The sequence below is a fragment of the Bradyrhizobium cytisi genome (genome assembly GCF_008123515.1).
Classification (GTDB): Bacteria; Pseudomonadota; Alphaproteobacteria; order Rhizobiales; family Xanthobacteraceae; genus Bradyrhizobium; species Bradyrhizobium cytisi.
Genome location: NZ_VSSR01000012.1, coordinates 74,402 through 95,686 on the forward strand (window position 1 = coordinate 74,402; position 21,285 = coordinate 95,686).

General features: G+C 62.8%; 25 protein-coding genes. 15 read left to right on the plus strand and 10 right to left on the minus strand.

The window, feature by feature from the left end:
• Positions 1 to 45: 45 nt before the first annotated feature.
• The 5 genes from FXB38_RS07055 to FXB38_RS07075 all read left to right on the plus strand — a co-directional run bounded on the left by FXB38_RS07055 (position 46) and on the right by FXB38_RS07075 (position 3,970).
• Positions 46 to 606 (plus strand): LemA family protein, encoded by a 561-nt coding sequence (locus FXB38_RS07055; RefSeq protein ID WP_148750088.1) that lies wholly within the window; start codon positions 46 to 48, stop codon positions 604 to 606.
• 32 nt (positions 607 to 638) lie between these two features.
• Positions 639 to 1,856, plus strand: a complete 1,218-nt coding sequence (locus FXB38_RS07060; protein WP_148750089.1) for a M48 family metallopeptidase — start codon at positions 639 to 641, stop codon at positions 1,854 to 1,856.
• A 207-nt stretch (positions 1,857 to 2,063) separates the two neighbouring features.
• Positions 2,064 to 2,816: a P-loop NTPase family protein gene (locus FXB38_RS07065; protein ID WP_148750091.1), complete on the plus strand. Its 753-nt coding sequence runs from the start codon at positions 2,064 to 2,066 to the stop codon at positions 2,814 to 2,816.
• 62 nt (positions 2,817 to 2,878) lie between these two features.
• Positions 2,879 to 3,547 (plus strand): P-loop NTPase family protein, encoded by a 669-nt coding sequence (locus tag FXB38_RS07070; RefSeq protein ID WP_187434715.1) that lies wholly within the window; start codon positions 2,879 to 2,881, stop codon positions 3,545 to 3,547.
• 90 nt (positions 3,548 to 3,637) lie between these two features.
• A complete protein-coding gene (locus tag FXB38_RS07075; RefSeq protein WP_148750095.1) occupies positions 3,638 to 3,970 on the plus strand; it encodes a GIY-YIG nuclease family protein in 333 nt (110 codons plus the stop codon).
• Positions 3,971 to 3,986: 16 nt separating this feature from the next.
• Here FXB38_RS07075 and FXB38_RS07080 read toward each other — a convergent pair whose 3' ends face one another.
• The 5 genes from FXB38_RS07080 to petA all read right to left on the minus strand — a co-directional run bounded on the left by FXB38_RS07080 (position 3,987) and on the right by petA (position 10,648).
• Positions 3,987 to 4,526 (minus strand): adenine phosphoribosyltransferase, encoded by a 540-nt coding sequence (locus FXB38_RS07080; RefSeq protein WP_027529190.1) that lies wholly within the window; start codon positions 4,524 to 4,526, stop codon positions 3,987 to 3,989.
• A 9-nt stretch (positions 4,527 to 4,535) separates the two neighbouring features.
• On the minus strand, positions 4,536 to 6,701 hold the full coding sequence (locus FXB38_RS07085; RefSeq protein WP_148750097.1) for an anthranilate synthase component I: 2,166 nt from the start codon (positions 6,699 to 6,701) through the stop codon (positions 4,536 to 4,538).
• Between the two features lie 469 nt (positions 6,702 to 7,170).
• On the minus strand, positions 7,171 to 7,845 hold the full coding sequence (locus FXB38_RS07090; RefSeq protein ID WP_007607077.1) for a dienelactone hydrolase family protein: 675 nt from the start codon (positions 7,843 to 7,845) through the stop codon (positions 7,171 to 7,173).
• Positions 7,846 to 7,991: 146 nt separating this feature from the next.
• Positions 7,992 to 10,055: a cytochrome b/c1 gene (gene fbcH, locus FXB38_RS07095; RefSeq protein WP_148750099.1), complete on the minus strand. Its 2,064-nt coding sequence runs from the start codon at positions 10,053 to 10,055 to the stop codon at positions 7,992 to 7,994.
• Positions 10,056 to 10,117: 62 nt separating this feature from the next.
• Complete coding sequence (gene petA / locus FXB38_RS07100; protein ID WP_148750101.1) at positions 10,118 to 10,648, minus strand: ubiquinol-cytochrome c reductase iron-sulfur subunit; 531 nt, start codon at positions 10,646 to 10,648, stop codon at positions 10,118 to 10,120.
• Positions 10,649 to 10,926: 278 nt separating this feature from the next.
• Between petA and FXB38_RS07105 the strand changes: the two genes are divergently transcribed.
• The 6 genes from FXB38_RS07105 (at position 10,927) to FXB38_RS07130 (ending at position 14,601) form a co-directional block, all read left to right on the plus strand.
• A complete protein-coding gene (locus tag FXB38_RS07105; RefSeq protein WP_148750104.1) occupies positions 10,927 to 11,385 on the plus strand; it encodes a tRNA (cytidine(34)-2'-O)-methyltransferase in 459 nt (152 codons plus the stop codon).
• An 18-nt stretch (positions 11,386 to 11,403) separates the two neighbouring features.
• Positions 11,404 to 12,036, plus strand: a complete 633-nt coding sequence (gene queE, locus FXB38_RS07110) for a 7-carboxy-7-deazaguanine synthase (RefSeq protein WP_148750106.1) — start codon at positions 11,404 to 11,406, stop codon at positions 12,034 to 12,036.
• Positions 12,037 to 12,053: 17 nt separating this feature from the next.
• Complete coding sequence (locus FXB38_RS07115) at positions 12,054 to 12,419, plus strand: 6-pyruvoyl trahydropterin synthase family protein (protein ID WP_148750108.1); 366 nt, start codon at positions 12,054 to 12,056, stop codon at positions 12,417 to 12,419.
• 4 nt (positions 12,420 to 12,423) lie between these two features.
• Positions 12,424 to 13,323 (plus strand): oxygen-dependent coproporphyrinogen oxidase, encoded by a 900-nt coding sequence (hemF, locus tag FXB38_RS07120; protein ID WP_187434716.1) that lies wholly within the window; start codon positions 12,424 to 12,426, stop codon positions 13,321 to 13,323.
• On the plus strand, positions 13,320 to 14,066 hold the full coding sequence (locus tag FXB38_RS07125; RefSeq protein ID WP_430640160.1) for an HAD family hydrolase: 747 nt from the start codon (positions 13,320 to 13,322) through the stop codon (positions 14,064 to 14,066). Before hemF ends, FXB38_RS07125 begins: the two co-directional genes overlap by 4 nt.
• Before the next feature lie 313 nt (positions 14,067 to 14,379).
• Complete coding sequence (locus FXB38_RS07130) at positions 14,380 to 14,601, plus strand: YodC family protein (protein ID WP_148750112.1); 222 nt, start codon at positions 14,380 to 14,382, stop codon at positions 14,599 to 14,601.
• A 131-nt stretch (positions 14,602 to 14,732) separates the two neighbouring features.
• Here the strand turns inward: FXB38_RS07130 and FXB38_RS07135 are convergent, their stop codons facing one another.
• Both FXB38_RS07135 and FXB38_RS07140 read right to left on the minus strand, forming a co-directional pair.
• Complete coding sequence (locus FXB38_RS07135) at positions 14,733 to 15,710, minus strand: ABC transporter substrate-binding protein (protein ID WP_148750114.1); 978 nt, start codon at positions 15,708 to 15,710, stop codon at positions 14,733 to 14,735.
• A 235-nt stretch (positions 15,711 to 15,945) separates the two neighbouring features.
• Positions 15,946 to 16,476 (minus strand): DUF2380 domain-containing protein, encoded by a 531-nt coding sequence (locus FXB38_RS07140; protein ID WP_148750116.1) that lies wholly within the window; start codon positions 16,474 to 16,476, stop codon positions 15,946 to 15,948.
• A gap of 299 nt (positions 16,477 to 16,775) precedes the next feature.
• Between FXB38_RS07140 and FXB38_RS07145 the strand changes: the two genes are divergently transcribed.
• On the plus strand, positions 16,776 to 18,566 hold the full coding sequence (locus FXB38_RS07145; RefSeq protein WP_148750119.1) for an adenylate/guanylate cyclase domain-containing protein: 1,791 nt from the start codon (positions 16,776 to 16,778) through the stop codon (positions 18,564 to 18,566).
• 194 nt (positions 18,567 to 18,760) lie between these two features.
• On the opposite strand, the gene FXB38_RS07150 is transcribed toward FXB38_RS07145, so the two are convergent.
• Positions 18,761 to 19,195: a MerR family transcriptional regulator gene (locus FXB38_RS07150; RefSeq protein ID WP_148750121.1), complete on the minus strand. Its 435-nt coding sequence runs from the start codon at positions 19,193 to 19,195 to the stop codon at positions 18,761 to 18,763.
• Positions 19,196 to 19,246: 51 nt separating this feature from the next.
• Between FXB38_RS07150 and FXB38_RS07155 the strand changes: the two genes are divergently transcribed.
• Genes FXB38_RS07155 through FXB38_RS07165 form a run of 3 tightly spaced genes read left to right on the plus strand, consistent with a single transcriptional unit; the run spans position 19,247 to position 20,154 of the window.
• A complete protein-coding gene (locus FXB38_RS07155; protein WP_148750123.1) occupies positions 19,247 to 19,627 on the plus strand; it encodes a mercuric transporter MerT family protein in 381 nt (126 codons plus the stop codon).
• Between the two features lie 13 nt (positions 19,628 to 19,640).
• The gene (merP, locus tag FXB38_RS07160; RefSeq protein ID WP_148750125.1) at positions 19,641 to 19,925 is read left to right on the plus strand and encodes a mercury resistance system periplasmic binding protein MerP; all 285 of its coding nucleotides are present in this window, start codon (positions 19,641 to 19,643) and stop codon (positions 19,923 to 19,925) included.
• Positions 19,926 to 19,929: 4 nt separating this feature from the next.
• On the plus strand, positions 19,930 to 20,154 hold the full coding sequence (locus FXB38_RS07165; RefSeq protein WP_148750127.1) for a GDCCVxC domain-containing (seleno)protein: 225 nt from the start codon (positions 19,930 to 19,932) through the stop codon (positions 20,152 to 20,154).
• A 183-nt stretch (positions 20,155 to 20,337) separates the two neighbouring features.
• Here the strand turns inward: FXB38_RS07165 and FXB38_RS07170 are convergent, their stop codons facing one another.
• Entirely contained in the window at positions 20,338 to 20,784 is a 447-nt protein-coding gene (locus FXB38_RS07170; protein ID WP_148750129.1) for a methyltransferase family protein, read from the minus strand.
• A 123-nt stretch (positions 20,785 to 20,907) separates the two neighbouring features.
• Complete coding sequence (locus FXB38_RS07175; protein ID WP_148750131.1) at positions 20,908 to 21,189, minus strand: hypothetical protein; 282 nt, start codon at positions 21,187 to 21,189, stop codon at positions 20,908 to 20,910.
• Between the last annotated feature and the right edge of the window lie 96 nt (positions 21,190 to 21,285).

Below are 21,285 nucleotides of genomic sequence, written 5' to 3' on the forward strand. Positions count from 1 at the left end.
ATTTTGGTTTACGCTGCCCGCCTCAATTCCCTTCAGGAGTTTTCCATGTCGACCGGCTGGATCGTTCTCGGCGTCATCGTCGTCCTCGTGCTGTTCGCCTTCAGCGCCTACAACCGGCTGGTGGCGCTCGGACAGCGCGTCAGCCAGGCCTTTGCCGATATCGACGTGCAGCTCAAGCAGCGCCACGATCTGGTCCCGAACCTGGTCGAGACCGTGAAGGGCTATGCCTCGCATGAGCGCGGCACACTCGACGACGTCATCAAGGCGCGCAATTCGGCGATGTCGGCGCAGGGGCCGGCGCAGGTGTCCGCCGCCGAGAACCAGCTCTCCGGCGCGCTCGGCCGGCTGATCGCGTTGTCGGAGGCCTATCCGGACCTCAAGGCCAATACCAACTTCCAGCAGTTCGCCAGCGAGCTCTCCGACCTCGAGAACAAGATCGCGGCGAGCCGCCGCTTCTTCAACAACGCGGTCCAGGAATACAACACCGGCATCCAGCAGATGCCCGCCGCTCTGTTCGCCGGCATGTTCGGCTTCACCAAGAAGGACTTCTTCGATCTCGGCGCCAGCCGCACCGAGGTCGAGGCGGCGCCTCAGGTGAAGTTCTGATCTGAGCCGACAGGCCGGCAGGGCAACGCGTCATGGCCGCGTATGGTCTCTACACGCACATCGCCTCGAACAAGTTTCGTTCGATGCTGCTGCTCGCCGGCCTGTTCGCGCTGGTCTATGTGCTGGTCTATGCCGGCGCGCTGGTCGCCGAAGTCGTCATCAACGGCAATGAGACCGTCGCCTATTATCTGAACCGGGCCTTCGCCGACCTGCTCAAGGCCGCGCCCTTCGCGACCGTCGCGGCAATTGCCTGGATCATTATCGCCTATTTCTTTCATCAATCGATGATCGATGCCGTCACCGGCGGCCATGACGTCACCCGGCAGGAGGAGCCGCGACTCTACAATCTGCTGGAAAATCTCTGCATCTCGCGTGGCATCACCATGCCGAAGCTGAAAATCATGGAGAGCCCGGCGCTCAACGCGTTCGCGACCGGCCTCAACCCGCGGCAATATGCTGTTACCGTCACCACCGGTCTGCTGAAGGCGCTGAACGACCGGGAGATCGAGGCGGTGCTGGGCCACGAGCTCACCCACATCAAGAACGGCGATGTGCAGCTGATGGTCGTCGCCGTGATCATTGCCGGCGTGGTCGGCTTCTTCGGCGAATTGTTCTTCCGGCTGTTCACGAATCTGAGCTGGAGCTCCGGCGGCTCGTGGTCGTCGGGTTCCTCCTCCTCGTCGCGATCGTCCTCGTCGTCGAGCGACAGCAAGAGCTCCGGCGGCGGCGCAATCGTGGTCATCATCATCGCGGTCGTGCTGATCGTGGTGGCCTGGCTGGTGTCGCAGGTGGTCAAGCTCGCACTGTCGCGCTCGCGCGAATATCTGGCCGACGCCGGCTCGGTCGAGCTGACGAAAAACCCTGACGCCATGATCTCGGCGCTGCGCAAGATCGAGAACCGCGGCGAGTTGCCGGGTGCGACCTCGGCGGTGATGGAGCTGTGCCTCGACAATCCGCGCGAGGGCTTTGCCGATTTGTTCGCGACCCACCCGTCGGTGCAGTCCCGGGTCGATGCGCTGGTGAAGTTTGCCGGCGGCCACGATCCCGGTCCGCTGCCGCCGCCCGCCGACGAGACGGAAGAGCCGGAGGCGCAAGCCGACCGGCAAGACGCCCCGCCGCCGCTGCCGCAAGGCCCCTGGAACGATGCAGGCAGCCGGACCAGTCCGCCGCCCGTGCCTGCGCCCGGCCCCTCCGGAACCGCAGCCGGCAATCCGATCGGGAATCCCATGGGTCCTTGGGGCCGTCATTGAACACATGATTTGCCGCAACTTGCGGCGGGTTTCACAGCGATTGGGAAAAACCTCGGGAATTGCCGCAACGGCGGCCTGCGGATTTGAATTCTCCCTTGTTTCTGCCATGTTCGCGCCCAACAGCAGACTTGGGACATCCTTGGGACATCGATTTGGGGCCCGGCCGATTGCGACCTCGCGATCGGGGGCGCGCGTTAGGGGACAGCAATGGCAAAGCCGGCAGTGGTTGTGGTGGGCGCGGACAAGGGCGGGGTTGGCAAGACCACGGTGTCGCGCACCTTGCTCGATTATTTTTCCGCCAACAACGTGCCGACCCGCGCCTTCGACACGGAATCCCCGCGCGGCACGCTGAAGCGCTTCCATCCTGACATCACCGAAATCGTCGACATGACGACGACGGCCGATCAGATGAAGATCTTCGATACGCTCAATGCGACCAGCCCATCGGTCACCGTGATCGACGTTCGCGCCGGCCTGCTCTCGCCGGCTCTGGCCTCGCTGCGCGATATCGGTTTCCTCGACGCCGCCAAGGCCGGCCAGATCACCTTCGCGGTGTTCCACATCCTGGGACCCTCGATCGCCTCGCTGGACGAGATCGCCGAAACGGCCGGTTTCATGACCGGCGCCAAGTATTTCCTAGTGAAGAACTTCATCAACGACACCCAGTTCTTCCAGTGGGACCAGTCGACCTACAATTCCTACTTCCACCGCATCAAGGATGCGACCGAGCTGACCATCCCCAAGCTCAACGAAATGGCCTATGAGCAGGTCGAGGTCTCCTCTGTCCCGTTCCTGAAATTTGTCGCCAACAAGGGCATCAACGACGATGCCGCGAACTATTCGTTCGTGCTGCGCGGTTATGTCCGGCACTGGCTGGCGAACGTCTGGAGCGAGTTCGACCGGATCCGCCTGACCGACATCGTCGGCTCCAAGCCGGGCGGCCGCAGCAGCGAAAAATAGTTGCAGAGTATGGGTGGATACGGCTGGATTGGGCGGTGAGTTCGCTCAGATAATAGCTCGTGATGCCCGCGACGCCCCTTTACATCATCTGCTCGCCCCGCCCGCAGGTCGGCAAGACCTTGCTGGCGCGGCTGCTCGCCGAATTCTTGCTGCTCAAGAACGGCAATGTCGCGGCCTTCGACGTCAATCTGAAGGAGCCGTCGCTGCTCGATTACCTGCCGAAGGTGACCGAGACCGCCGACGTGATCGACACTTACGGCAAGATGCAGCTGATGGACCGCGTCATCGTCGATGACGGGCTCGCCAAGGTCATCGACCTCGGCTTCCACGCCTTCGACGAATTCTTCAAGATGGCCGACGAGATCGGCCTGCTCAAGGAAGCGGCGCGCCGGCATGTCGCACCACAGATCCTGTTCGTCGCCGACACCGACCGCGTCTCCGCCCGCGCCCATGAGATGCTGCGCCTGCAGATCCCGCGGATGAACCTGATCACCGTCGACAACGAGTTCATCCTCCGCGGCGAGCTGCCGCCCGCGATGGCTGGCGGCCGGCTATTCCGGCTGCCGGCGCTGCCCGGCTTCCTCAAGACCTATATCGACCGGCTGAACTTCTCCTTCACCGGCTATTTGCGCCAGGAGAAGGACTCCTCGACCGAGCTGCACCAGTGGACCCGGCGCAATTACCTCGCCTTCCGCGAGCTCGAGCTCAGCCTGATCCTGCAGCGATCTTAGGTTACAAATTATACCCGGATAATATTGACTGCCGGCCGCGTTGGGCTTAGTGAGGCGATTATCAACGTCCCCTTCATCCAGAGCGCAGCCGTGAGCATCGACCGGAAAGCAGCCATCGCCGCCTACAAGGAGCGGAAGACCATTGCGGGCATCTACGTGATCCGCTGTGCGGCTTCGGGCGAGGCCTGGGTCGGCCAGGCCCCAAACCTGGAGACGATCCGGAACCACATCTGGTTCTCACTGCGCCAGGGCGGCCACCCCTGCCGGAGCCTCCAGGCCGCCTGGAACGCGCACGGTGAGGCCGGCCTGACGTTCGACGAATGCGAGCGTCTGGAGGACGAAGAGACCGCCTATGTCAGGGACGCACTGCTGAAGGAGCGCGGGACGCACTGGCGGGCCGAGCTGAAGGCGGAGGCGATCTGACGATCGCAGCGATCGCTCAGTGCCCCTCGAACGTCATCAGCGTGCGCACCGGAACGTCCATGGCGCGGAGCTTGGCGGCGCCGCCGAGCTCGGGCAGGTCGATGATGAAGCAGGCGGCGACGACGTTGGCGCCGATCTGGCGCAGCAGCTTCACCGCGCCTTCCGCGGTGCCGCCGGTGGCGATGAGGTCGTCGACGAGGATGACGCGCTCGCCGGGCGAGATGGCGTCGACATGCATCTCCATCTCGTCGATGCCGTATTCCAGCGAGTACGCGATCCGCACGGTGGTGTGCGGCAGCTTGCCCTTCTTGCGGATCGGCACGAAGCCGGCCGAGAGCTGATGCGCAACCGCGCCGCCGATGATGAAGCCGCGCGCCTCCATGCCGGCGACCTTGTCGATCTTGTTGCCCGCCCAGGGGTTGACGAGCTCGTCGACCGCACGGCGGAAGGCCCGCGCATCCGCGAGCAAGGTCGTGATGTCGCGGAACATGATCCCCGGCTTGGGATAGTCGGGAATGGTGCGGACGCTCGCCTTCAGATCGTGGTCAAAGGTCATTGGTGCCTCTCAATTGACCGGCGCATCCAGCCGGAACGCATTCTCGACAATACGTAATCCCACCTCGTTGCCGAGCGACATCAGCGATTCCGGGTGAAATTGCACGCCGGCGACCGGCAGGGTCTTGTGCTCCAGCGCCATGGCGACGCCGTCCTCGGTGCTGGCGGTGATGCTCAGAACTTCCGGCATGCTGTCGCGCTCGACGAAGAGCGAATGATAGCGGCCGATCACGATCTCATTCGGCAGATTGCGCATCAAGCGCCCGCCGCGCACCTGCACACGCGAGGGCCGGCCATGCGCGGGATGGGTGAGCTGGCCGAGCTCGCCGCCGAAATATTCGCCGATCGCCTGGACGCCAAGGCAGACGCCGAACACCGGCAGCTTGTCTTCCAGCGCCGCTGCGATCGTCTTCTTGATCCCGAAATCCTCGGGTCGGCCCGGGCCGGGCGACAGCACCAGCAAATCCCACCTCTTCTGCTTGAGCATGTCGAGCGCATGCACATAGCGGACCACGGTGACGCTGGCGCCGACCTGGCGGAAATAGTCGGCGAGCATGTGCACGAAGCTGTCGTCGTGATCAATTAGCAGCACCCGCTTGCCCGAACCGGTGGCATCGGGCGCAAACGCCGACAGCGGCTTCGGCGGATCGCCGCGCAGCGCCTGGAACAGAGCTGCGGCCTTGACCTGGCATTCACGGTCTTCCGCGGCGGGATCAGAGTCGAACAGACAGGTGGCGCCGACGCGCACCTCGGCGAGACCATCCTTCATGCGGATGGTGCGGATGGTGAGACCGGTGTTGATGCTGCCATCAAAATTCACCGCGCCGATCGCGCCGGCATACCAACGCCGCGGCGAACGCTCGTGATCCTCGACGAACTGCATCGCCCATAGCTTTGGCGCACCGGTCACGGTGACAGCCCAGGCATGGGTGAGGAAGGCGTCGAGCGCATCGAATCCGGGACGCAGCATGCCCTCGACATGATCGACGGTGTGGAACAGCTTTGAGTACGTCTCGATCTGCCGGCGCGCCAAGACCTTGATCGTGCCGGGGACGCAGACGCGCGCCTTGTCGTTGCGATCGACATCGGTGCACATGTTGAGCTCGAACTCGTCCTTCTCCGAGTTCAGGAGCTGGCGGATCTGCTCGGCATCGCCGATCGCATCGGTGCCGCGCGCGATGGTGCCGGAAATCGGGCAGGTCTCGACGCGGCGGCCGTCGGAGCGCACGAACATTTCCGGCGAGGCCGACACCAGAAATTCTCCGTCGCCGAGATTCATCAGCGCGCCGTAGGGCGACGGGTTGATGACGCAGAGGCGCTGGAACACTTCCGCCGGCGAGCGGTCGCAGGGCTCGGCGAAGAGCTGGCCCGGCACCGCCTCGAACAGATCGCCGCGCGCAAAGGCAGCGCGGGCCGTTTCCACCGTGGCCTGATATTCGCCGGGCGCGTGATCGGCAAAACCCTGGCGCGGCGTCTTCTGATACGGGCTCTCGGCAGTCTCGTGCGGCAGGCCCTCGGTGGATTTGCCCTTCCACGCAAAATCGTAACTGATCACGACGCCGCGGCCAGTGGCGCGGTCATAGGCAAGCAGACGATCCGGGACGTAGAGCACGATGTCGCGCTGGTCTTTTTCGCGCGCGCGCTTCTGGACGAGGTCCTCGATCTGGAAGACGAGATCGTAGGCGAAGGCGCCGAACAGGCCGAGCAGCCCGTCGTCATTGGCGGAGAAGCCTGCGACGAGATCGCGTATCAGCGACATGACGCTGGCGCGCCGCGTGCGCTGGTCCTCCTCGATCGGCGCATCGCCGCGGATGATGTGGCCGGCAAGGCGCGAAGCGGTCTTCTCGGAGACCACGACGCAGGGCTCGCGCAGGACGTCAGCGAGGAAGGCGATCAGCACCTCGCCACGTGCGTTGAGCGCTTCGAGCTTGAAATTGACGCCAGTGGTTTCGAGCTTGAGCGGCGGATCGGAAAAGCCGAGGTCGAAGCTCTCGTAGCGGCCGGGCACGGTCGTGCCCGACGACAGCACCACGCCGCGGCGGCGGTCGAGCAGGCTGACGAGATCGTCGAGCCGGTTGGCGCCGCCGGTAAACTGCTCCGCCACGCGCGTGATCGCGAGACCTGCACGGGTCACATAGTCGCTTCTGGCCGGGAGGGCAAAGACGGTCCTGTTCATGGGGTCCTCTTACGAAACTTGCCGAGGGAACGCCACACAGGACAAACGATCAGGCCGCCGCGCTGTGCTGGCGACCTTCGACGATTTTGGGAAAAGAAATCGCACCGGCCACCTCTTAGGAGGTGCGCCACCAACGACGGGATGGGCGGGCTGCGGTGCTCATGCGCCGATACTCACCATGGCGCGGGGACGGCGTCAAGGGTGGGGCCGGAGCGGCAGCCCGGATGGAGTGCAACGCAATCCGGGATTCGCACCGCGATGAGAGCGCCCCGGATTACGCTGCGCTCCGTCCGGGCTACAACTCAGAGGCCGCACCGCTTCCAAAGGGCTGCCATTTCAGCCTCGCTGGCGAACTCGCCGCGTTCGGCTTGCTCAAGGCCTTCAACAATCGCGGCCCGATGCTCAGCCGGGACCTTGAAGACCTCTCGCTCGTGGCCCCTTTCCTCTTCGGATCGGTCTGGCACCGCCCTTACCCCAGATGCTTCCGGAAAAACTCCGTCGCCCTGCCCCAGGCGAGCTCGGCGGCTTCGCGGTCGTGCACGGCCTGGCGCTGCTCGTTGACGAAGGCGTGCTCGGCGTCATAGCGGAACAGCTCCAGCGACTTGCCGGCGGCCTTCATGGCCTTCTCGAAGCCGTTGACCAGCTCCGGCGTGCACCAATCGTCCTTGTTGGCGAAATGGGCCTGCAGCGGGATCTTGACGTCGGCGGGCTTGGCCGCCTGCTCCGGCGGGATGCCGTAGAACACGACGCCGGCGGCGAGCTCCGGCACGTGCACCGAGCCGATGATGGTGACGGCGCCGCCGAGGCAGAAGCCTGTTAGCCCGACCTTGGCGCCATTGCGCGACAGATATTGCGTGGCGCCGCGCACCGTCTGCGTGGTGGCGTCCATGAAGTCGAGCGAGTTCATCTCTTTGCCGGCCGCGTCAGTGTCGTGATACGGCACGACCTTGCCCTTGTAGAGATCGGGCGCCAGCGCATCGAAGCCCGCGAGCGCAAAGCGGTCGCACAGGCCCTTGATCTGGTCCGACAGTCCCCACCATTCCTGGATCACCACCACGCCCGGCGCATTGCCGCGTGCGGCATTGGCGAGATAGCCCGATGCGTCCTTGCCGTCCGGGCGCTTGAAGGTGATCGCGGTTCCCATGGTGTCCTCCGACGAGTTTCTGGGGAATGTTGGGGTATTTTGGCCGCTGGAAGCGCGATAGGCAATCGCGCCAACAACACACGCTCGTGTCCAACAAAAAGGCCCCCTTTTCGGGGGCCTTTTCATTCTCGTCTCGCGTGCGCGGCTCAGTGCGAGTCGGCCCAGACCTTCTTCTTGGTGAAGTACATCAGGAACGCGAAGATGATCAGGAACACGAACACCTGGAGGCCGAGGCGCTTGCGCGCTTCCATGTGCGGCTCGGCGGTCCACATCAGGAACGTGGTGACGTCCTTGGCATACTGCGCAACCGTTGCCGGCGAGCCGTCGTCATAGGTCACCTGGCCGTCGCTCAGCGGCTTCGGCATCTTGATGGCGTGGCCCGAGAAGTACTTGTTGTAGTAGGAGCCTTCCGGGATGGTCACGCCTTCCGGCGCCTTGTCCTCGAAGCCCTGGAGCACCGCCGCGACATAGTCCGGACCCTGCTCCTGGTACTGGCTGAAGAAGTCGATGATGAACATCGGGAAGCCGCGGCCATAGGAGCGCGCCTTGGTGATCAGCGACAAATCAGGCGGCGCTGCGCCGCCGTTCGCCGCGCGGGCTGCCTGCTCGTTCGGGAACGGCGAGGGAAAGTAGTCGGCCGGCCGGCCCGGACGCTCGAACATTTCGCCCTGGTCGTTCGGACCGTCCTTGATCTTGTAGTCGGAGGCAAACGCTGCCGCCTGCGCCACCGAATAGCCAGGGCCACCGGCTTCCGCGAGGTTGCGGAAGGCGATGTAGGACAGGCCGTGACAGTTGGAGCAGACCTCCTTGTAAACCTTCAGGCCGCGCTGGAGCGCACCGCGGTCATAGGTGCCAAAAGGGCCTGCGAACGACCACTTGTTGCCCGGCGGCTTGGTGCCGCCTTCCTCTGCGCGGACATCCTGCAAGGTGCCGACGAACAGCGCGCCGGCAGCGACGAGCGCGACCATGATAGAGGCCACGGCCTTGCCGCTCTTGGCGAGGATCGCCTCCGAGATTGAGTTCGGCACCGGCCGCGGCGTCTCGATGCGCGCGAGCAGCGGCAGCACGATCAGGAAGTAGGCAAAGTAGCAGACCGTCAGGACCCGGCCGGCGATCACGTAGATGCCTTCCGGCGGCTGCGCGCCGAGATAGCCGAGCAGGATGCAGACCACAACGAAGATCCAGAAGAACTGCTTGGCCAGCGGACGGTACTTCGACGACCGGGTCTTGGCGGCATCGAGCCAGGGCAGGAAGCACAGGATGATGATCGCCGAGAACATCGCGATCACGCCCGCGAGCTTGTTCGGGATCGAGCGCAGGATCGCGTAGAACGGCAGATAATACCATTCCGGCACGATGTGCGGCGGCGTCACGCCCGGGTTCGCCGGAATGTAATTGTCGGCGTCGCCGAGATAATTCGGCATGTAGAAGATGAACCAGGCGTAGAGCAGCAGGAAGCAGGCAACGCCGAAGCCGTCCTTGATGGTCGCATGCGGCGTGAACGGCACAGTGTCCTTTTCCGTCTTCGGCTCGACGCCGTCAGGATTGTTCTGGCCGGCCACGTGCAGCGCCCAGACGTGGAGCACGACAACGCCCGCGATCAGGAACGGCAGCAGGTAGTGCAGCGAGAAGAAGCGGTTCAGCGTCGGGTTGCCGACCGAATAGCCGCCCCACAGCAGCGTCACGATGCTCTCGCCGACATAGGGAATGGCGGAGAACAAATTGGTGATGACGGTGGCGCCCCAGAAGCTCATCTGACCCCACGGCAGCACGTAGCCCATGAAGCCTGTCGCCATCATCAGGAGGTAGATGATGACGCCGAGGATCCAGAGCACCTCACGCGGCTCCTTGTAGGAGCCGTAATAGATGCCACGGAACATATGGACGTAGACCGCGACAAAGAACATCGATGCGCCGACCGCGTGCATGTTGCGGAGCAGCCAGCCGTAATTGACGTCACGGACGATCAGCTCGACCGACTTGAAGGCGAAATCGGCGTGCGGCGTGTAGTGCATCGCCAGGATCACGCCGGTCAGGATCTGAATCCCGAGCATGAAGGAGAGGATGGCGCCGAAGGTCCACCAGTAGTTCAGGTTGCGCGGGGTGGGATAGACGACGAAGGAGGAATGGACGAGACCCAGGATCGGCAGGCGCCGCTCGATCCATTGCAGGGCCGGATTGCTCGGCTGGTAGTCGGATGGTCCGCTCATGATGCGATCCTGAGGAAATAATACGACAAGACGGTTCGAGGCTTCGGACGCGGGTCCGAAGCTCAGCCGATCTGGATTTTGGTGTCGGAAACGAACTGGTACGGCGGCACCGGCAGGTTCGCAGGCGCGGGCCCCTGGCGGATGCGGCCGGACGAATCGTACTGCGAACCATGGCAGGGGCAGAAGAACCCGTCGTAATTGCCTTCATGAGCGATCGGAATGCAGCCGAGATGGGTGCAGATGCCGATCACGACCAGCCACTGGTCATGGCCGGACTTGACCCGGGCCTCGTCGGACTGCGGGTCGGGCAGGCTCGCCACCGGAACGGCGCGCGCCTCGTCGATCTGCTTCTTGGTGCGGTGGCTGATGTAGATCGGCTTGCCGCGCCAGAACACCTTGATGTCCTGCCCCTCGGCGACCGGGCTCAGATCGACCTCGATCGGCGCACCGGCGGCGATGGTCGAGGCGTCCGGATTCATTTGGGAGATAAAGGGCCAGAGCGCGGCCGCGCCCCCTACTGCTGCAGCTGCCCCCGTTGCAACGAATAAGAAATCACGGCGTGTCGGATGGTCCGCCGAAGACGCTGTCGTCACGATTCCAACCCTTTCTTCTTATGCTGCCGACGGAACCGCTCCGGGAGCCCCCAAGGTCCCCGGAACAGCCTGCCGGCGCCCGCGGCCCCCCGCGGCGGCAGAACTTGGCTAGTCCCCACCAAAACAAGGCGAAAACAGCAGTCCAGAATCGTTCTATTGGCACCCTTGCAGGACGAGCGCAAGCCCGCTAACCGCGCAGGAGCGTGCAATGCACGAATTCCGCGGCTGGCGATGTTTTATTGAAACATTTCCGACCCACAACCGACCGACCGCTGCTCATGCAGATCGCACTTTTCCAACCCGACATCCCCCAGAACACCGGCACGATTCTGCGCCTGTGCGCCTGTCTGGGCATCGCCGCCCACATCATCGAGCCGGCCGGCTTCCCGGTTTCCGACCGGCATTTCCGCCGGGCGGGAATGGACTACCTCGACCATGTCAGCATCGTCAGGCACGATTCCTGGTCGAAATTCGAGGAGTGGCGCGTGGGCCAAGGCAACCGCCTGCTGCTGTTCACCACCAAAGGTGCCACCGACTACCGCGATTTCCGTTACCAGATGTCTGACATCCTGCTATTCGGGCGCGAGAGCGCCGGTGTCACCGATGCGGTGGTCGAGGCCGCGGACGCGCGGCTGGTGATCCCGATCACGCCCGGGCTGCGGTCGCTCAATGTCGCCATGAGCGCGGCGATGGCCGCCGGCGAAGCGCTGCGGCAGGTCCGGAACCCGTTCGATTGATATGACAAGGAGAGACCAGTGAGTTACGCGGTCAAGGAAATCTTCCTGACCCTGCAAGGCGAAGGCGCCCATGCCGGGCGCGCGTCCGTGTTCTGCCGTTTTGCCGGCTGCAACCTCTGGAGCGGCCGCGAGGCCGACCGCGGCGAGGCCACATGTCAGTTCTGCGACACGGATTTCGTCGGCACCGACGGCACGCTCGGCGGCCGTTACGGCTCGGCCATGGAACTCGCCGACACCATCGCGGCGCAATGGACCGGAGCGGCCTCCAACCGCTACGTGGTGCTGACCGGCGGTGAGCCCCTGCTGCAGGTCGATGACGCGCTAGTCGCGGCGCTCCATGCCCGCGGCTTCGAGATCGGCGTCGAGACCAACGGCACGGTCGCGCCGCCGGAGGGACTCGACTGGATCTGCGTCAGCCCCAAGGGCGGCAGCGAGCTACTGCTGCGCCAGGGGCACGAGCTGAAGCTGGTCTATCCGCAGGCCCTCGCCGCACCCGAGAGTTTCGAGAGCCTCGCCTTCGAGCGCTTCTCGCTGCAGCCGATGGACGGGCCCGAAATCGCAGAGAACACCGCGCGCGCGATCGACTATTGCCTGCGCCATCCGCAATGGCGGCTGAGCGTGCAGACGCATAAATCGCTTGGCATCAGATAGGATGGGTTGACGGACAGATGTGGGAATTGACGAAATCGTTCCGCTTCGAGGCGGCGCATTCGCTGCCGGGAACGACCTTTGGTGCTGCGAGCGAAGAGATCCACGGCCACTCCTTCCGCGCCGAGGTGACGGTGCGCGGCACGCCCGACCCTGCGACCGGCATGGTGGTCGATCTCGGCCTGCTCCAGCGCGCCATCGAGGAGGTGCGGCTAACGCTCGACCACAAGTTCCTCAACAAGATCGAGGCGCTCGGCACCCCGACGCTGGAAAATCTCTCGCGCTTCGTCTGGGAGCGGCTCGCTCATGTCGGCAAGCTCAGCCGCGTCAGCATCCATCGCGACAGTTGCAACGAGAGCTGCACCTATTACGGTCCGCAGGGCTGACGGCATGACATCCACATTGGACCCGAGCTTGATCGAACACCGCAAGGCCCGCGCCCGCATCTGGTTCGAGCGCCTGCGCGACGACATCTGCGAAAACTTCGAGCGGCTCGAGGACGACGCGCCGCAAAACCTCTATCCCGGCGAGGCCGGCCGCTTTGCGCGCACGCCCTGGCAGCGCACCGATCACAGCGGGGCGGCCGGCGGCGGCGGCGTGATGTCGGTGATGTCGGGCCGCCTGTTCGAGAAGGTCGGCGTGCATTGCTCGACCGTGCATGGCGAGTTCGCGCCCGAGTTTCGCGCGCAGATTCCGGGCGCGGCTGAAGACCCGCGCTTCTGGGCCTCCGGCATCTCGCTGATCGCGCACATGCGCAATCCGCACGTACCGGCGGTGCACATGAACACGCGCTTCGTCGTCACCACCAAGGCGTGGTTCGGCGGCGGCGCCGATCTCACGCCGGTGCTCGATCGCCGACGCACGCAGGAGGACGCGGACACAATCGCCTTCCACGCCGCGATGAAGCAGGCCTGCGACCAGCCCAGCGGCGTTGCCGATTACGACAAGTACAAGAAGTGGTGCGACGAGTATTTTTATCTGCCGCACCGGAAAGAGGCGCGCGGCGTCGGCGGCATCTTCTACGACTGGCACGACAGCGGCGACTGGGACGCCGACCTCGCCTTCACGCAAGACGTCGGCCGCGCATTCCTGAAGATCTATCCCGACATCGTCAGGCGCAATTTCGCTAGCACCTGGACCACCGAGGATCGCGAGGAGCAGCTGATCCGCCGCGGACGCTATGTCGAGTTCAACCTGCTCTACGACCGCGGCACCATCTTCGGCCTCAAGACCGGCGGCAATGTGGATTCGATCCTGTCGTCGCTGCCGCCGGAGGTGAAATGGCCATGACGACGATCAAGCCCGCACTCAAGCCGCTGCCCCGCGCCATGCTGATCGACATGGACGACACCATCCTGTCGGCCTATGGCCGGCCCGAGATCGCCTGGAACACGATCGCGGAAGAATTCGCCGACGAGCTCGCGCCGCTGCCGCCCCGAGAGGTCGCGACGGCCGTGCTGGCCTATGCGCGGCAGTTCTGGTCGAGCGCGGAAGCTGCGTGGCGGATGAAGCTCGGCGAGGCGCGGCGGCTCACGGTGCGCGGCGGCTTCGCCGCGCTCGCCGCTAACGGCCATCGCGCCCTCTCCGACGATCTCGCCGCGCGCCTCGCCGACCGCTTCACCACCTATCGCGAGGAAGCGATCTTCGTTTTCCCGGGCGCGCATGATGCGATCGACGCGTTGAAGGCGCACGGCGTCAAGCTCGCGCTGGTCACCAACGGCGCCGCCGACATGCAGCGCGCCAAGGTCGAGCGCTTCGAGCTGACCCATCGCTTCGATCACATCCAGATCGAGGGCGAGCACGGCTTCGGCAAGCCGGAGGAGCGCGCCTATCTGCACGCGATGGAGGCGCTCGGCGTCGCCGCCGAGGACACCTGGATGATCGGCGACAATCTGGAATGGGAGGTCGTGACGCCGCAGCGGCTCGGCATCTATGCGATCTGGATCGACGTGCACGGCGACGGTCTGCCCGCAGGCTCGACCGTCAGGCCCGACCGCATCATCCGCTCGCTGAGCGAGCTGGTGCCGGGCTGAAATCTCGAAAACAACCCCATGCACAGTAGGACGTGACCGCGAATTCAACAGCTTGCCGCCAAACAGAACATGACTGCTGATTTTACGAAATCAGTTGACGCGTCGGGCAAAACAGGCGCATGATGCCACCATCGCCGCGCCTGGGACGGAATAATCCTGAAGCGAATATCGAGCGATCTCCCACGCGAACTCTGCCATCGACGTTTCGCAGTCCACGCAAGCCGGCGCACTTCACGGGTCCATAGCCCGTGATCGGCGTGTCATCACGGCTTGCTAGGCTCCGCTCCCGTCGATCAACCCGAAAGGACCATTCATGGAACTGAAAACCGGCGACGTCGTAATGCTGAAATCCGGCGGCCAGCCGCTGACCGTCGCAGAGGTGAAGGGCGACGACATCGTCTGCCTCTGGATGGGCTCGGAGGGCGATCTGTTCCGCGAGACGCTGCCGCTGGCCACGCTCGAGCGCCTGGAAATCGACGACGAGGACGACGAAGACGAGGAAGAAGACGACGAGGACGACGAGGACGACGAGTAGCCGCGCCTAGGACCGCATCCTCGTTAGATCGGAGCGCTTCGCTCCCGCCCCGATGTCCGCTTCTCCGCCAACAACGGCGCGGTAGCGGACATCGCTGGATATCGCGGAAGGGCATCTGCTGATATGGCCTGCTATTCGATCACCTCGTCGGCGCGAGCGATCAGCACCGCTGGAATTTCGAGCCCGAGCGCCTTTGAGGTCTTGAGATTTATGACCATCTCAAACTTTACAGGTTGTTCAACCGGGATGTCGGCGGGCTTTGCGCCCCCGATAATTTTTGCCACGTAGCCGGCCGACCGGCGGTACATATCCGGAAAGCTCGGACCGTACGATAGCAGCCCTCCCTCTCTGACGAAGGCAGCGCCATACCAAATCGATGCCAATCGATAGCGTCCTGCCAACTCGATCAGTCGCTTGCGATTATAGTTCAGGAACGGAGATGCCATAGTTACAAGCGCGTCCGCGCCTTGTTCCTTCGCGTGCGCGAATGCACCGTCAAATTCGCGGGGATCAGCGGCCTGTACAATCAGTGGTTCAAGCTTGAGTGCACGCGCAGTCGCCTGTACTTCAGCCACTCCGGCCTGCCCTACCTTCGGGTCGTGCAGCACCATGATCCTTGTAGCTGCTGGTACAGCCTCCTTCAGCACTTCCACCCGTTTGGCTTCCAAATCTGTGCCAGACATCGCCAAACCGGTGACATTGCCGCCCGGTCGGCTGAGGCTCTGAACGACTCCCGTCCCAATCGGATCACTGATGATTGCAAATACGATGGGCGTCTTGGTTCCAGTGGCCATGAGCGCAAGTGTCGCCTCTGAGCCGGCAGTGATGATGACGTCGAGATCGCGCTGTCCGAGAGCTGCTGCCAGCTCTTTGACGCGGTTTGGATCGCCTTCGCCCCACAGGTAATCAACCTCAATCGTTCTGCCCTCTACAAGGCCATTCTCGAGCAGACCTTGTTTGAACCCTGCGATCTGCCGAGGATCGAAGGCGCCCGGGCTCCCAACACCTAAGTATGCGACGCGGGCGATATGATCGTTCTTCGATTGAGCGCGCGCCGGCAAAGGCAACGCTGCGGCGCCAAGGCCGGCTACGAAATCGCGTCGTCTCATGTTAACCCCGCGGAATAAAGGCCTCGCGAAACGCCTATCGCAGCCCAGGTGCTGGGGCAACCATCCATGGCTCTCAGCTCAGGCGCTGACAGGGTCCGATGTCCGAATGGGTCAAAAATGCGAAATACTCGACCTGCGCAAATCTAGTCCGCCATGCCTCACTCAGCGGACCTCGACGAGGTGCGCCGCTACTTCGCTGATGGGCCAGAAGCGGACTAACGGTGCCATGCACAGTCTATTGCTGCGATGTGCTTTCAAGCAGCCGGTCGCGAACCTCCTCCGATACAAAGCGCTCCACCCGCTGCCATGCCTCGTCGTTGTCGCCGCGGAACTGGAAGTATTTCCTAAACAGGATGCGCTGGGATTTTGTATCGATAGCAACGGTCTGCGCAAACTGCACCAGCGTGCTCATCTTATGAAAGCCGCCGATGATCAGGATCTGTGCGCCGTCCTGTGACGCCGCGCGCAGCCGATCGCGCAACGTCGGTCCATCGGTCGGACAATTTGAAGCGCAGGAGGACGGCACAAGCTCAAAACGGTGGTCCGCCGTGACATCGTCCCGCAGCGCGGTCATGAAGGCCCGCAATCGCTTTTCATGCACGGCCGTCTGATCGGTTGGCTCGTTCGACGTGTCTTTATATTTGAAATCGTCGACGGAGACAGCCAGGGCGTGGCCGGGGGTCTCGGCGGATGCTTCCGAGATGAGGCTGGATCCCAGGAACAGAGCGGCTGCGGAAACAGCGTGCAGGATTGAGCTGCGGCGCATAGCGATGCTCCTCCGCCGAATCCATCTTAGCAGATCGTTTCTTTCCGTCTCCTGTCGAAGAAATTAATCCTTGGTAACGCTACGCGGCCGTCCATGGCAGCGCGGCGGTCTGCGACGGCGAGCAATGGGCAAAGCTTTTCTTAGGCGCGCGCCCGGATTTTGGGCTGAACGGGCAACCGATTGGAGGCCATTCCGATTGATCAAGCCGCTACTATTGCCTTCTTCGGGAACTCGATTGAGTGGTCGTGGCGCGGCAGCCGGATTTGTCGTAGAACGTGCAGGTCGAAAGGTCTGTATTCATGGCGCAAGAGCGGCCGTCGCGGGTCGAGCGCAGATTGTCGGCGATTTTGGCCGCCGACGTGGCGGGCTATTCGCGGCTCATGCACCATGACGAGGAGGGTACGCATGCCAAACTAATGACGCTCCTAATGGAGGCTGTATACCCAGCAATCGCCGAGCACGGTGGCCGCGTCGTGAAGAACACAGGCGATGGGTTTTTGGCGGAGTTCGCCAGCGCGGTAGAGGCGGTTAGAGCTGCGATGCAGTTCCAGACCCGGACTCACGAACTTACGATCGACGAGGCCAAAGACGATCGCATTGCCTTTCGGGCGGGGATCAATATAGGCGACGTAATAGTTGAGCCGCATGACATTTTTGGGGACGGTGTGAACATTGCGGCGCGGCTTGAAAGCATCGCAGAGCCAGGTGGTATCTGCATCTCGTCTTCCGTGCATGATCACGTCAGAGGTAAAATCGGCGTTGAGTTCGCTGATTTGGGCGAGCAGAACCTCAAAAACATCGCCCTTCCGGTCCGGACTTATGCAGTGGTCCGGGATGGGCCAAGCTCCGCGACACAGGTTGAACGCGCAAGCCAGGGCCCGCTTTCAACGCCGCGTCTTTCAATCGTCGTGCTGCCTTTCGTCAACCTCAGTGGTGACCCCGAGCAGGATTACTTTGTCGATGGTGTAACCGAGAGTTTGACCACGGACTTGTCGCGCATCAGTGGTTCATTTGTAATCGCAGGGGACAGTGCCGTCTCATACAAGGGTAGACCAGTCGATGTACGGCAAGTCGGCCGCGAATTAAACGTTCGCTACGTATTCGAAGGTTCAGTGCAACGCAGTGGCAAGCGGCTTCGGATGAACGTGCAGTTGATCGATGCCAGGAGCGGCCAGCATCTTTGGGCCGAGCGCTTCGAGAAACCTGTCGTCAACCTGTTCGACATGCAGGACGAAATCGTATCGAGGCTCGCCAATACATTAGGTGCGCAGCTCATCGTGGCTGAGGCGCGACGAGCCGAGCGTACGCTGCATCCCGATGCGATGGACTTGTACTTCCAGGGCCGGGCCTGGTTGATGAAGGGGTTTAGCCCTGAAGACGTAACGCAGGCGCGGAGTTTCTTCGAACGCGCTCTGGAGTTCGACCCCGGCAACGTCGAAGCAATGATTGGCCTGGCGACTGTTGATACGGCAATTGGGTCCAGCTTTACCACGGATGATGGGCCTGCGCGGTTTGCAGCGGCTGAGGCGATGGTGAATAAGGCATTGTCGATCAGGCCGAACTATACTTCAGCCCACTCGGCGCGGGGTTGGGTCCAGATCTTTACGAACCGGGCCGCCCAAGGCATCCGTGAATTCGAGCATGCGTTGGCGCTGGACTCGAATAGGGCCAACTCTCATGCCGCCCTTGGTTTTGCCAAATTCTATTTGGGTCGCGCTGCCGAGACCGAAGGCCATATACGCGAGGCTTTACGTCTCTCCCCTCGCGACGTTGAAGCCTACCAGTGGACGTGTTTTGTGGGCGTGGCGAAGCTACAGCTTGTTTTGGACGTCGAAGCCGTCAATTGGCTACGACAAAGCACTGAGGCGAACCGCAACTTTCCTCTCGCTCATTTGTCGCTCGCCGCAGCGTTGGGCCTGACCGACGCGCTCGATGAGGCGCGAACTGCTGCGAGAACGGGACTTGCGCTCAACTCAGGTTTCACCATCCGTCGTTTTGTCGCTGCTCAACAAAGTGACAACCCGGCTTTTCTTGCCGGGCTCAAGCGCACGTGTGAAGGCTTTCGCCTCGCTGGCGTGCCGGAAGGGTGATGGGCGCTTCCGGTCAGAAGCCGACTTCAGCGCGTTCCTGCCCTACGCCCGCTTTGGGTCAAAATGCGAAGAACTCAACGTGAGCAAATCTAGTCCGCCATGCCTCAACAAGCGGACCTCAACAAGGTGCGCCGCTACTTCGCTGATGGGCCATCGGACTTGCGCGGGCCGACGCGCCTCAACATCGGCCAAGTCTAGTCGCTGTGCCTGCCGGCATCCAGAATGTCGAGCACCGGGCAGTCGGGCGTAGCACCGTCGGAGCATTGCGCGACCGTTTCCGCCAAGATGGCTTCAAGCTTGACAAGATCCGAGAGTTTATTGCGAACGTTCGCCAGATGCGTACTGGCAATCTTGTGCACATCGGCACACGAAGCGCGCTCCGGCCCTCCTAAGACCAGCAAGGCGCGAATCTCCTCGAGAGTGAATCCGAGGTCGCGGGAACGCCGGATGAAAGCCAATGTGCGTTTTTCGGCTGGTCCGTATGCCCGTCGACCGCTTGCGGTTCGGGGCGGCGCCGGCAACATTTTGATCCGCTCGTAATAGCGGATGGTCTCAATGTTCACGCCGCTATCCCTGGACAGCTCACCAATTGAGATGCTTTCGGCTCCCGAAGGCGTGATGGTGCGCATGAAATAGTCCTTGATCCTGTAGTCGCTACAGGATGCATGGTTTAGCCCATCATGATCAAGCAAGCTGATCACATCGCCGATAATCGGCGGCAAACCCTCATGGCGGCCGGCGGCCTTGTTGGGGCCCTCGCGGCTTCGTCGTGTTGCATCTTGCCCCTCGCCCTGTTCGGTCTTGGGGTGAGCGGAGCATGGATCGGGAACTTCACTCGGCTTGCCCCGTACCAGCCGTACTTCCTCACCGCGACACTCGCGTTCCTCGGGTACGGCTATTGGCTGGTCTACCGATCCTCAACGCGCGCCTGCGCCGATGGCGAGGCCTGCGCGCGCCCGCTGCCAAATCGTCTCGTCAAAGCGGGCCTCATCCTCGCAACCATTCTCGTCGTCGCCGCGCTGGCCCTCGACTTCATCGCACCGCTCTTTCTCAATTCGTAACCGGAGATTCCCAATGAACAAGATCCTCGCCCTCGCGGCCTGTGCCGCCACCATCATCGCCTCGCCAGCAGCGATGGCCGCCGACAAGACGATCACCTTGGCCGTGAACAATATGGATTGCGCGGCCTGCCCCTCCATCGTCAAAGGTAGCCTGGAAGCCGTGCCCGGCGTTGCCAAGGTTGCGGTGTCGTTCAAGGACAGGACGGCAACAGTCATCTATGACGACGCCAAAGCCGATGTGGACCAACTGACATCGGCGACCACGAAGGCGGGTTATCCGTCCGCGCCCCGGAGCTGATCCGATGCTGCTTCAATCGACCATCACCTGTCCGCAATGCGCCGCCGCGAAATCGGAGACCATGCCGACCGATGCCTGCCAGTTCTTCTATGAATGCACCGGCTGCGGCACAAAGCTAAAGCCGAAGTCGGGCGATTGCTGCGTGTTCTGCTCCTACGGCTCGGTGCCGTGTCCGCCGATCCAGGCGGTACGCTCCGGTGGACCGGATGCGGCCTCCTGCTGTGCATAACAGGCGATGACCAACGCGCCGACCCAAACCACTCGCGACTGGCTCGGCAGCGTGCACACCAGCTTGCTCGCGTGGTGGATGCCTAGGATTACGGTGACACGATTACGGTGTCAGTGCTGGACTGCACCGCAATTCCGGCCTGAGGTTATCCGCTCACCGCGCACGCACGGCCATGCCGGCGTCTCACAGCCAGCGCCGCACCCGCCCGACATAGTCATCATAGGCCGTGCCGAACTGGCGGCGCATCTTGGCCTCCTCGAACGGGATGTGGACCCAATTGACGGTCGCGAAGACGGCAACGGGCGCCATGAACATCGGCCAGGCGCCGATCCATATTGCAATGCCGAGAGCGAGAGTGACGAGGCCCAAATACATCGGGTTGCGGGTGAACCGGTAGGGACCACGCGTGACGAGTTTGCGGTTGGTCGGCGACACCGGATTGATTTCGGTATCCTCGCTCCGGAACAGGAGGAAAGCCAGGACGGGCGGGATGAACGCAAGTCCCACCAACGCCAGTCCCAGCGCTGGCAACGGCAGGCCGGGAACTACTGGCCAGTGCAGTAACCAGCTCAGCGCGACGCAGAGCAGGATGAAGATCAACGTCCAAACTGGCGGAGCGAGCTTGAGCATGATTGAGCCACCTGAACCGGACGGTCCGACAATATCTCATTCACCACAAGGGCTATCACGGTGCACCGTAATTCCAATCACTCCAAGGTCGCGGCGCTGCCAGAAGCCGACTTCCGAGATCACTCAACGCTGGTGCGTTCCGGTTGGCGGCTTACGGGAGTATGTCTTTGGGTCAACCAGCGCGGCGAAACCAGCGGCAAGAGAAACGACCGCGACAAACAGGGCGGTCATGGGGTCAATAAACAAATACAGAACCGCCGCGATTGACGTCAGCAGCAGAGCGGGGCCGATCAGTACGGGGTGCGATCTAAACCAGTCCAGCACCTTGAACATGAGCGTATTGCCTCGCTGATGGGCCACGACAATACCAGATTTGCCGTTCTTCTCACTACCAAGAACGTTCAAAATTGCTTCAGTCGCTCACTTAGCCTCGCAGGGGCCGCGGTTTCCGCTTCGGGTCATTCGCGCCGGCTTGGCCGCTATTACGGTGACACCCATTAG

Excerpts from the sequence above, each read along its gene's own strand:
- FXB38_RS07055 (WP_148750088.1), top strand. The coding sequence starts at position 46 with ATGTCGACCGGCTGGATCGTTCTCGGCGTCATCGTCGTCCTCGTGCTG.
- FXB38_RS07060 (WP_148750089.1), top strand. The coding sequence starts at position 639 with ATGGCCGCGTATGGTCTCTACACGCACATCGCCTCGAACAAGTTTCGT.
- FXB38_RS07065 (WP_148750091.1), top strand. The coding sequence starts at position 2,064 with ATGGCAAAGCCGGCAGTGGTTGTGGTGGGCGCGGACAAGGGCGGGGTT.
- FXB38_RS07070 (WP_187434715.1), top strand. The coding sequence starts at position 2,879 with ATGCCCGCGACGCCCCTTTACATCATCTGCTCGCCCCGCCCGCAGGTC.
- FXB38_RS07080 (WP_027529190.1), bottom strand. The coding sequence starts at position 4,526 with ATGACCTTTGACCACGATCTGAAGGCGAGCGTCCGCACCATTCCCGAC.
- FXB38_RS07085 (WP_148750097.1), bottom strand. The coding sequence starts at position 6,701 with ATGAACAGGACCGTCTTTGCCCTCCCGGCCAGAAGCGACTATGTGACC.
- FXB38_RS07090 (WP_007607077.1), bottom strand. The coding sequence starts at position 7,845 with ATGGGAACCGCGATCACCTTCAAGCGCCCGGACGGCAAGGACGCATCG.
- fbcH (WP_148750099.1), bottom strand. The coding sequence starts at position 10,055 with ATGAGCGGACCATCCGACTACCAGCCGAGCAATCCGGCCCTGCAATGG.
- FXB38_RS07105 (WP_148750104.1), top strand. The coding sequence starts at position 10,927 with ATGCAGATCGCACTTTTCCAACCCGACATCCCCCAGAACACCGGCACG.
- FXB38_RS07115 (WP_148750108.1), top strand. The coding sequence starts at position 12,054 with ATGTGGGAATTGACGAAATCGTTCCGCTTCGAGGCGGCGCATTCGCTG.
- hemF (WP_187434716.1), top strand. The coding sequence starts at position 12,424 with ATGACATCCACATTGGACCCGAGCTTGATCGAACACCGCAAGGCCCGC.
- FXB38_RS07125 (WP_430640160.1), top strand. The coding sequence starts at position 13,320 with ATGACGACGATCAAGCCCGCACTCAAGCCGCTGCCCCGCGCCATGCTG.
- FXB38_RS07130 (WP_148750112.1), top strand. The coding sequence starts at position 14,380 with ATGGAACTGAAAACCGGCGACGTCGTAATGCTGAAATCCGGCGGCCAG.
- FXB38_RS07135 (WP_148750114.1), bottom strand. The coding sequence starts at position 15,710 with ATGAGACGACGCGATTTCGTAGCCGGCCTTGGCGCCGCAGCGTTGCCT.
- FXB38_RS07140 (WP_148750116.1), bottom strand. The coding sequence starts at position 16,476 with ATGCGCCGCAGCTCAATCCTGCACGCTGTTTCCGCAGCCGCTCTGTTC.
- FXB38_RS07145 (WP_148750119.1), top strand. The coding sequence starts at position 16,776 with ATGGCGCAAGAGCGGCCGTCGCGGGTCGAGCGCAGATTGTCGGCGATT.
- FXB38_RS07150 (WP_148750121.1), bottom strand. The coding sequence starts at position 19,195 with ATGCGCACCATCACGCCTTCGGGAGCCGAAAGCATCTCAATTGGTGAG.
- FXB38_RS07155 (WP_148750123.1), top strand. The coding sequence starts at position 19,247 with ATGATCAAGCAAGCTGATCACATCGCCGATAATCGGCGGCAAACCCTC.
- merP (WP_148750125.1), top strand. The coding sequence starts at position 19,641 with ATGAACAAGATCCTCGCCCTCGCGGCCTGTGCCGCCACCATCATCGCC.
- FXB38_RS07165 (WP_148750127.1), top strand. The coding sequence starts at position 19,930 with ATGCTGCTTCAATCGACCATCACCTGTCCGCAATGCGCCGCCGCGAAA.
- FXB38_RS07170 (WP_148750129.1), bottom strand. The coding sequence starts at position 20,784 with ATGCTCAAGCTCGCTCCGCCAGTTTGGACGTTGATCTTCATCCTGCTC.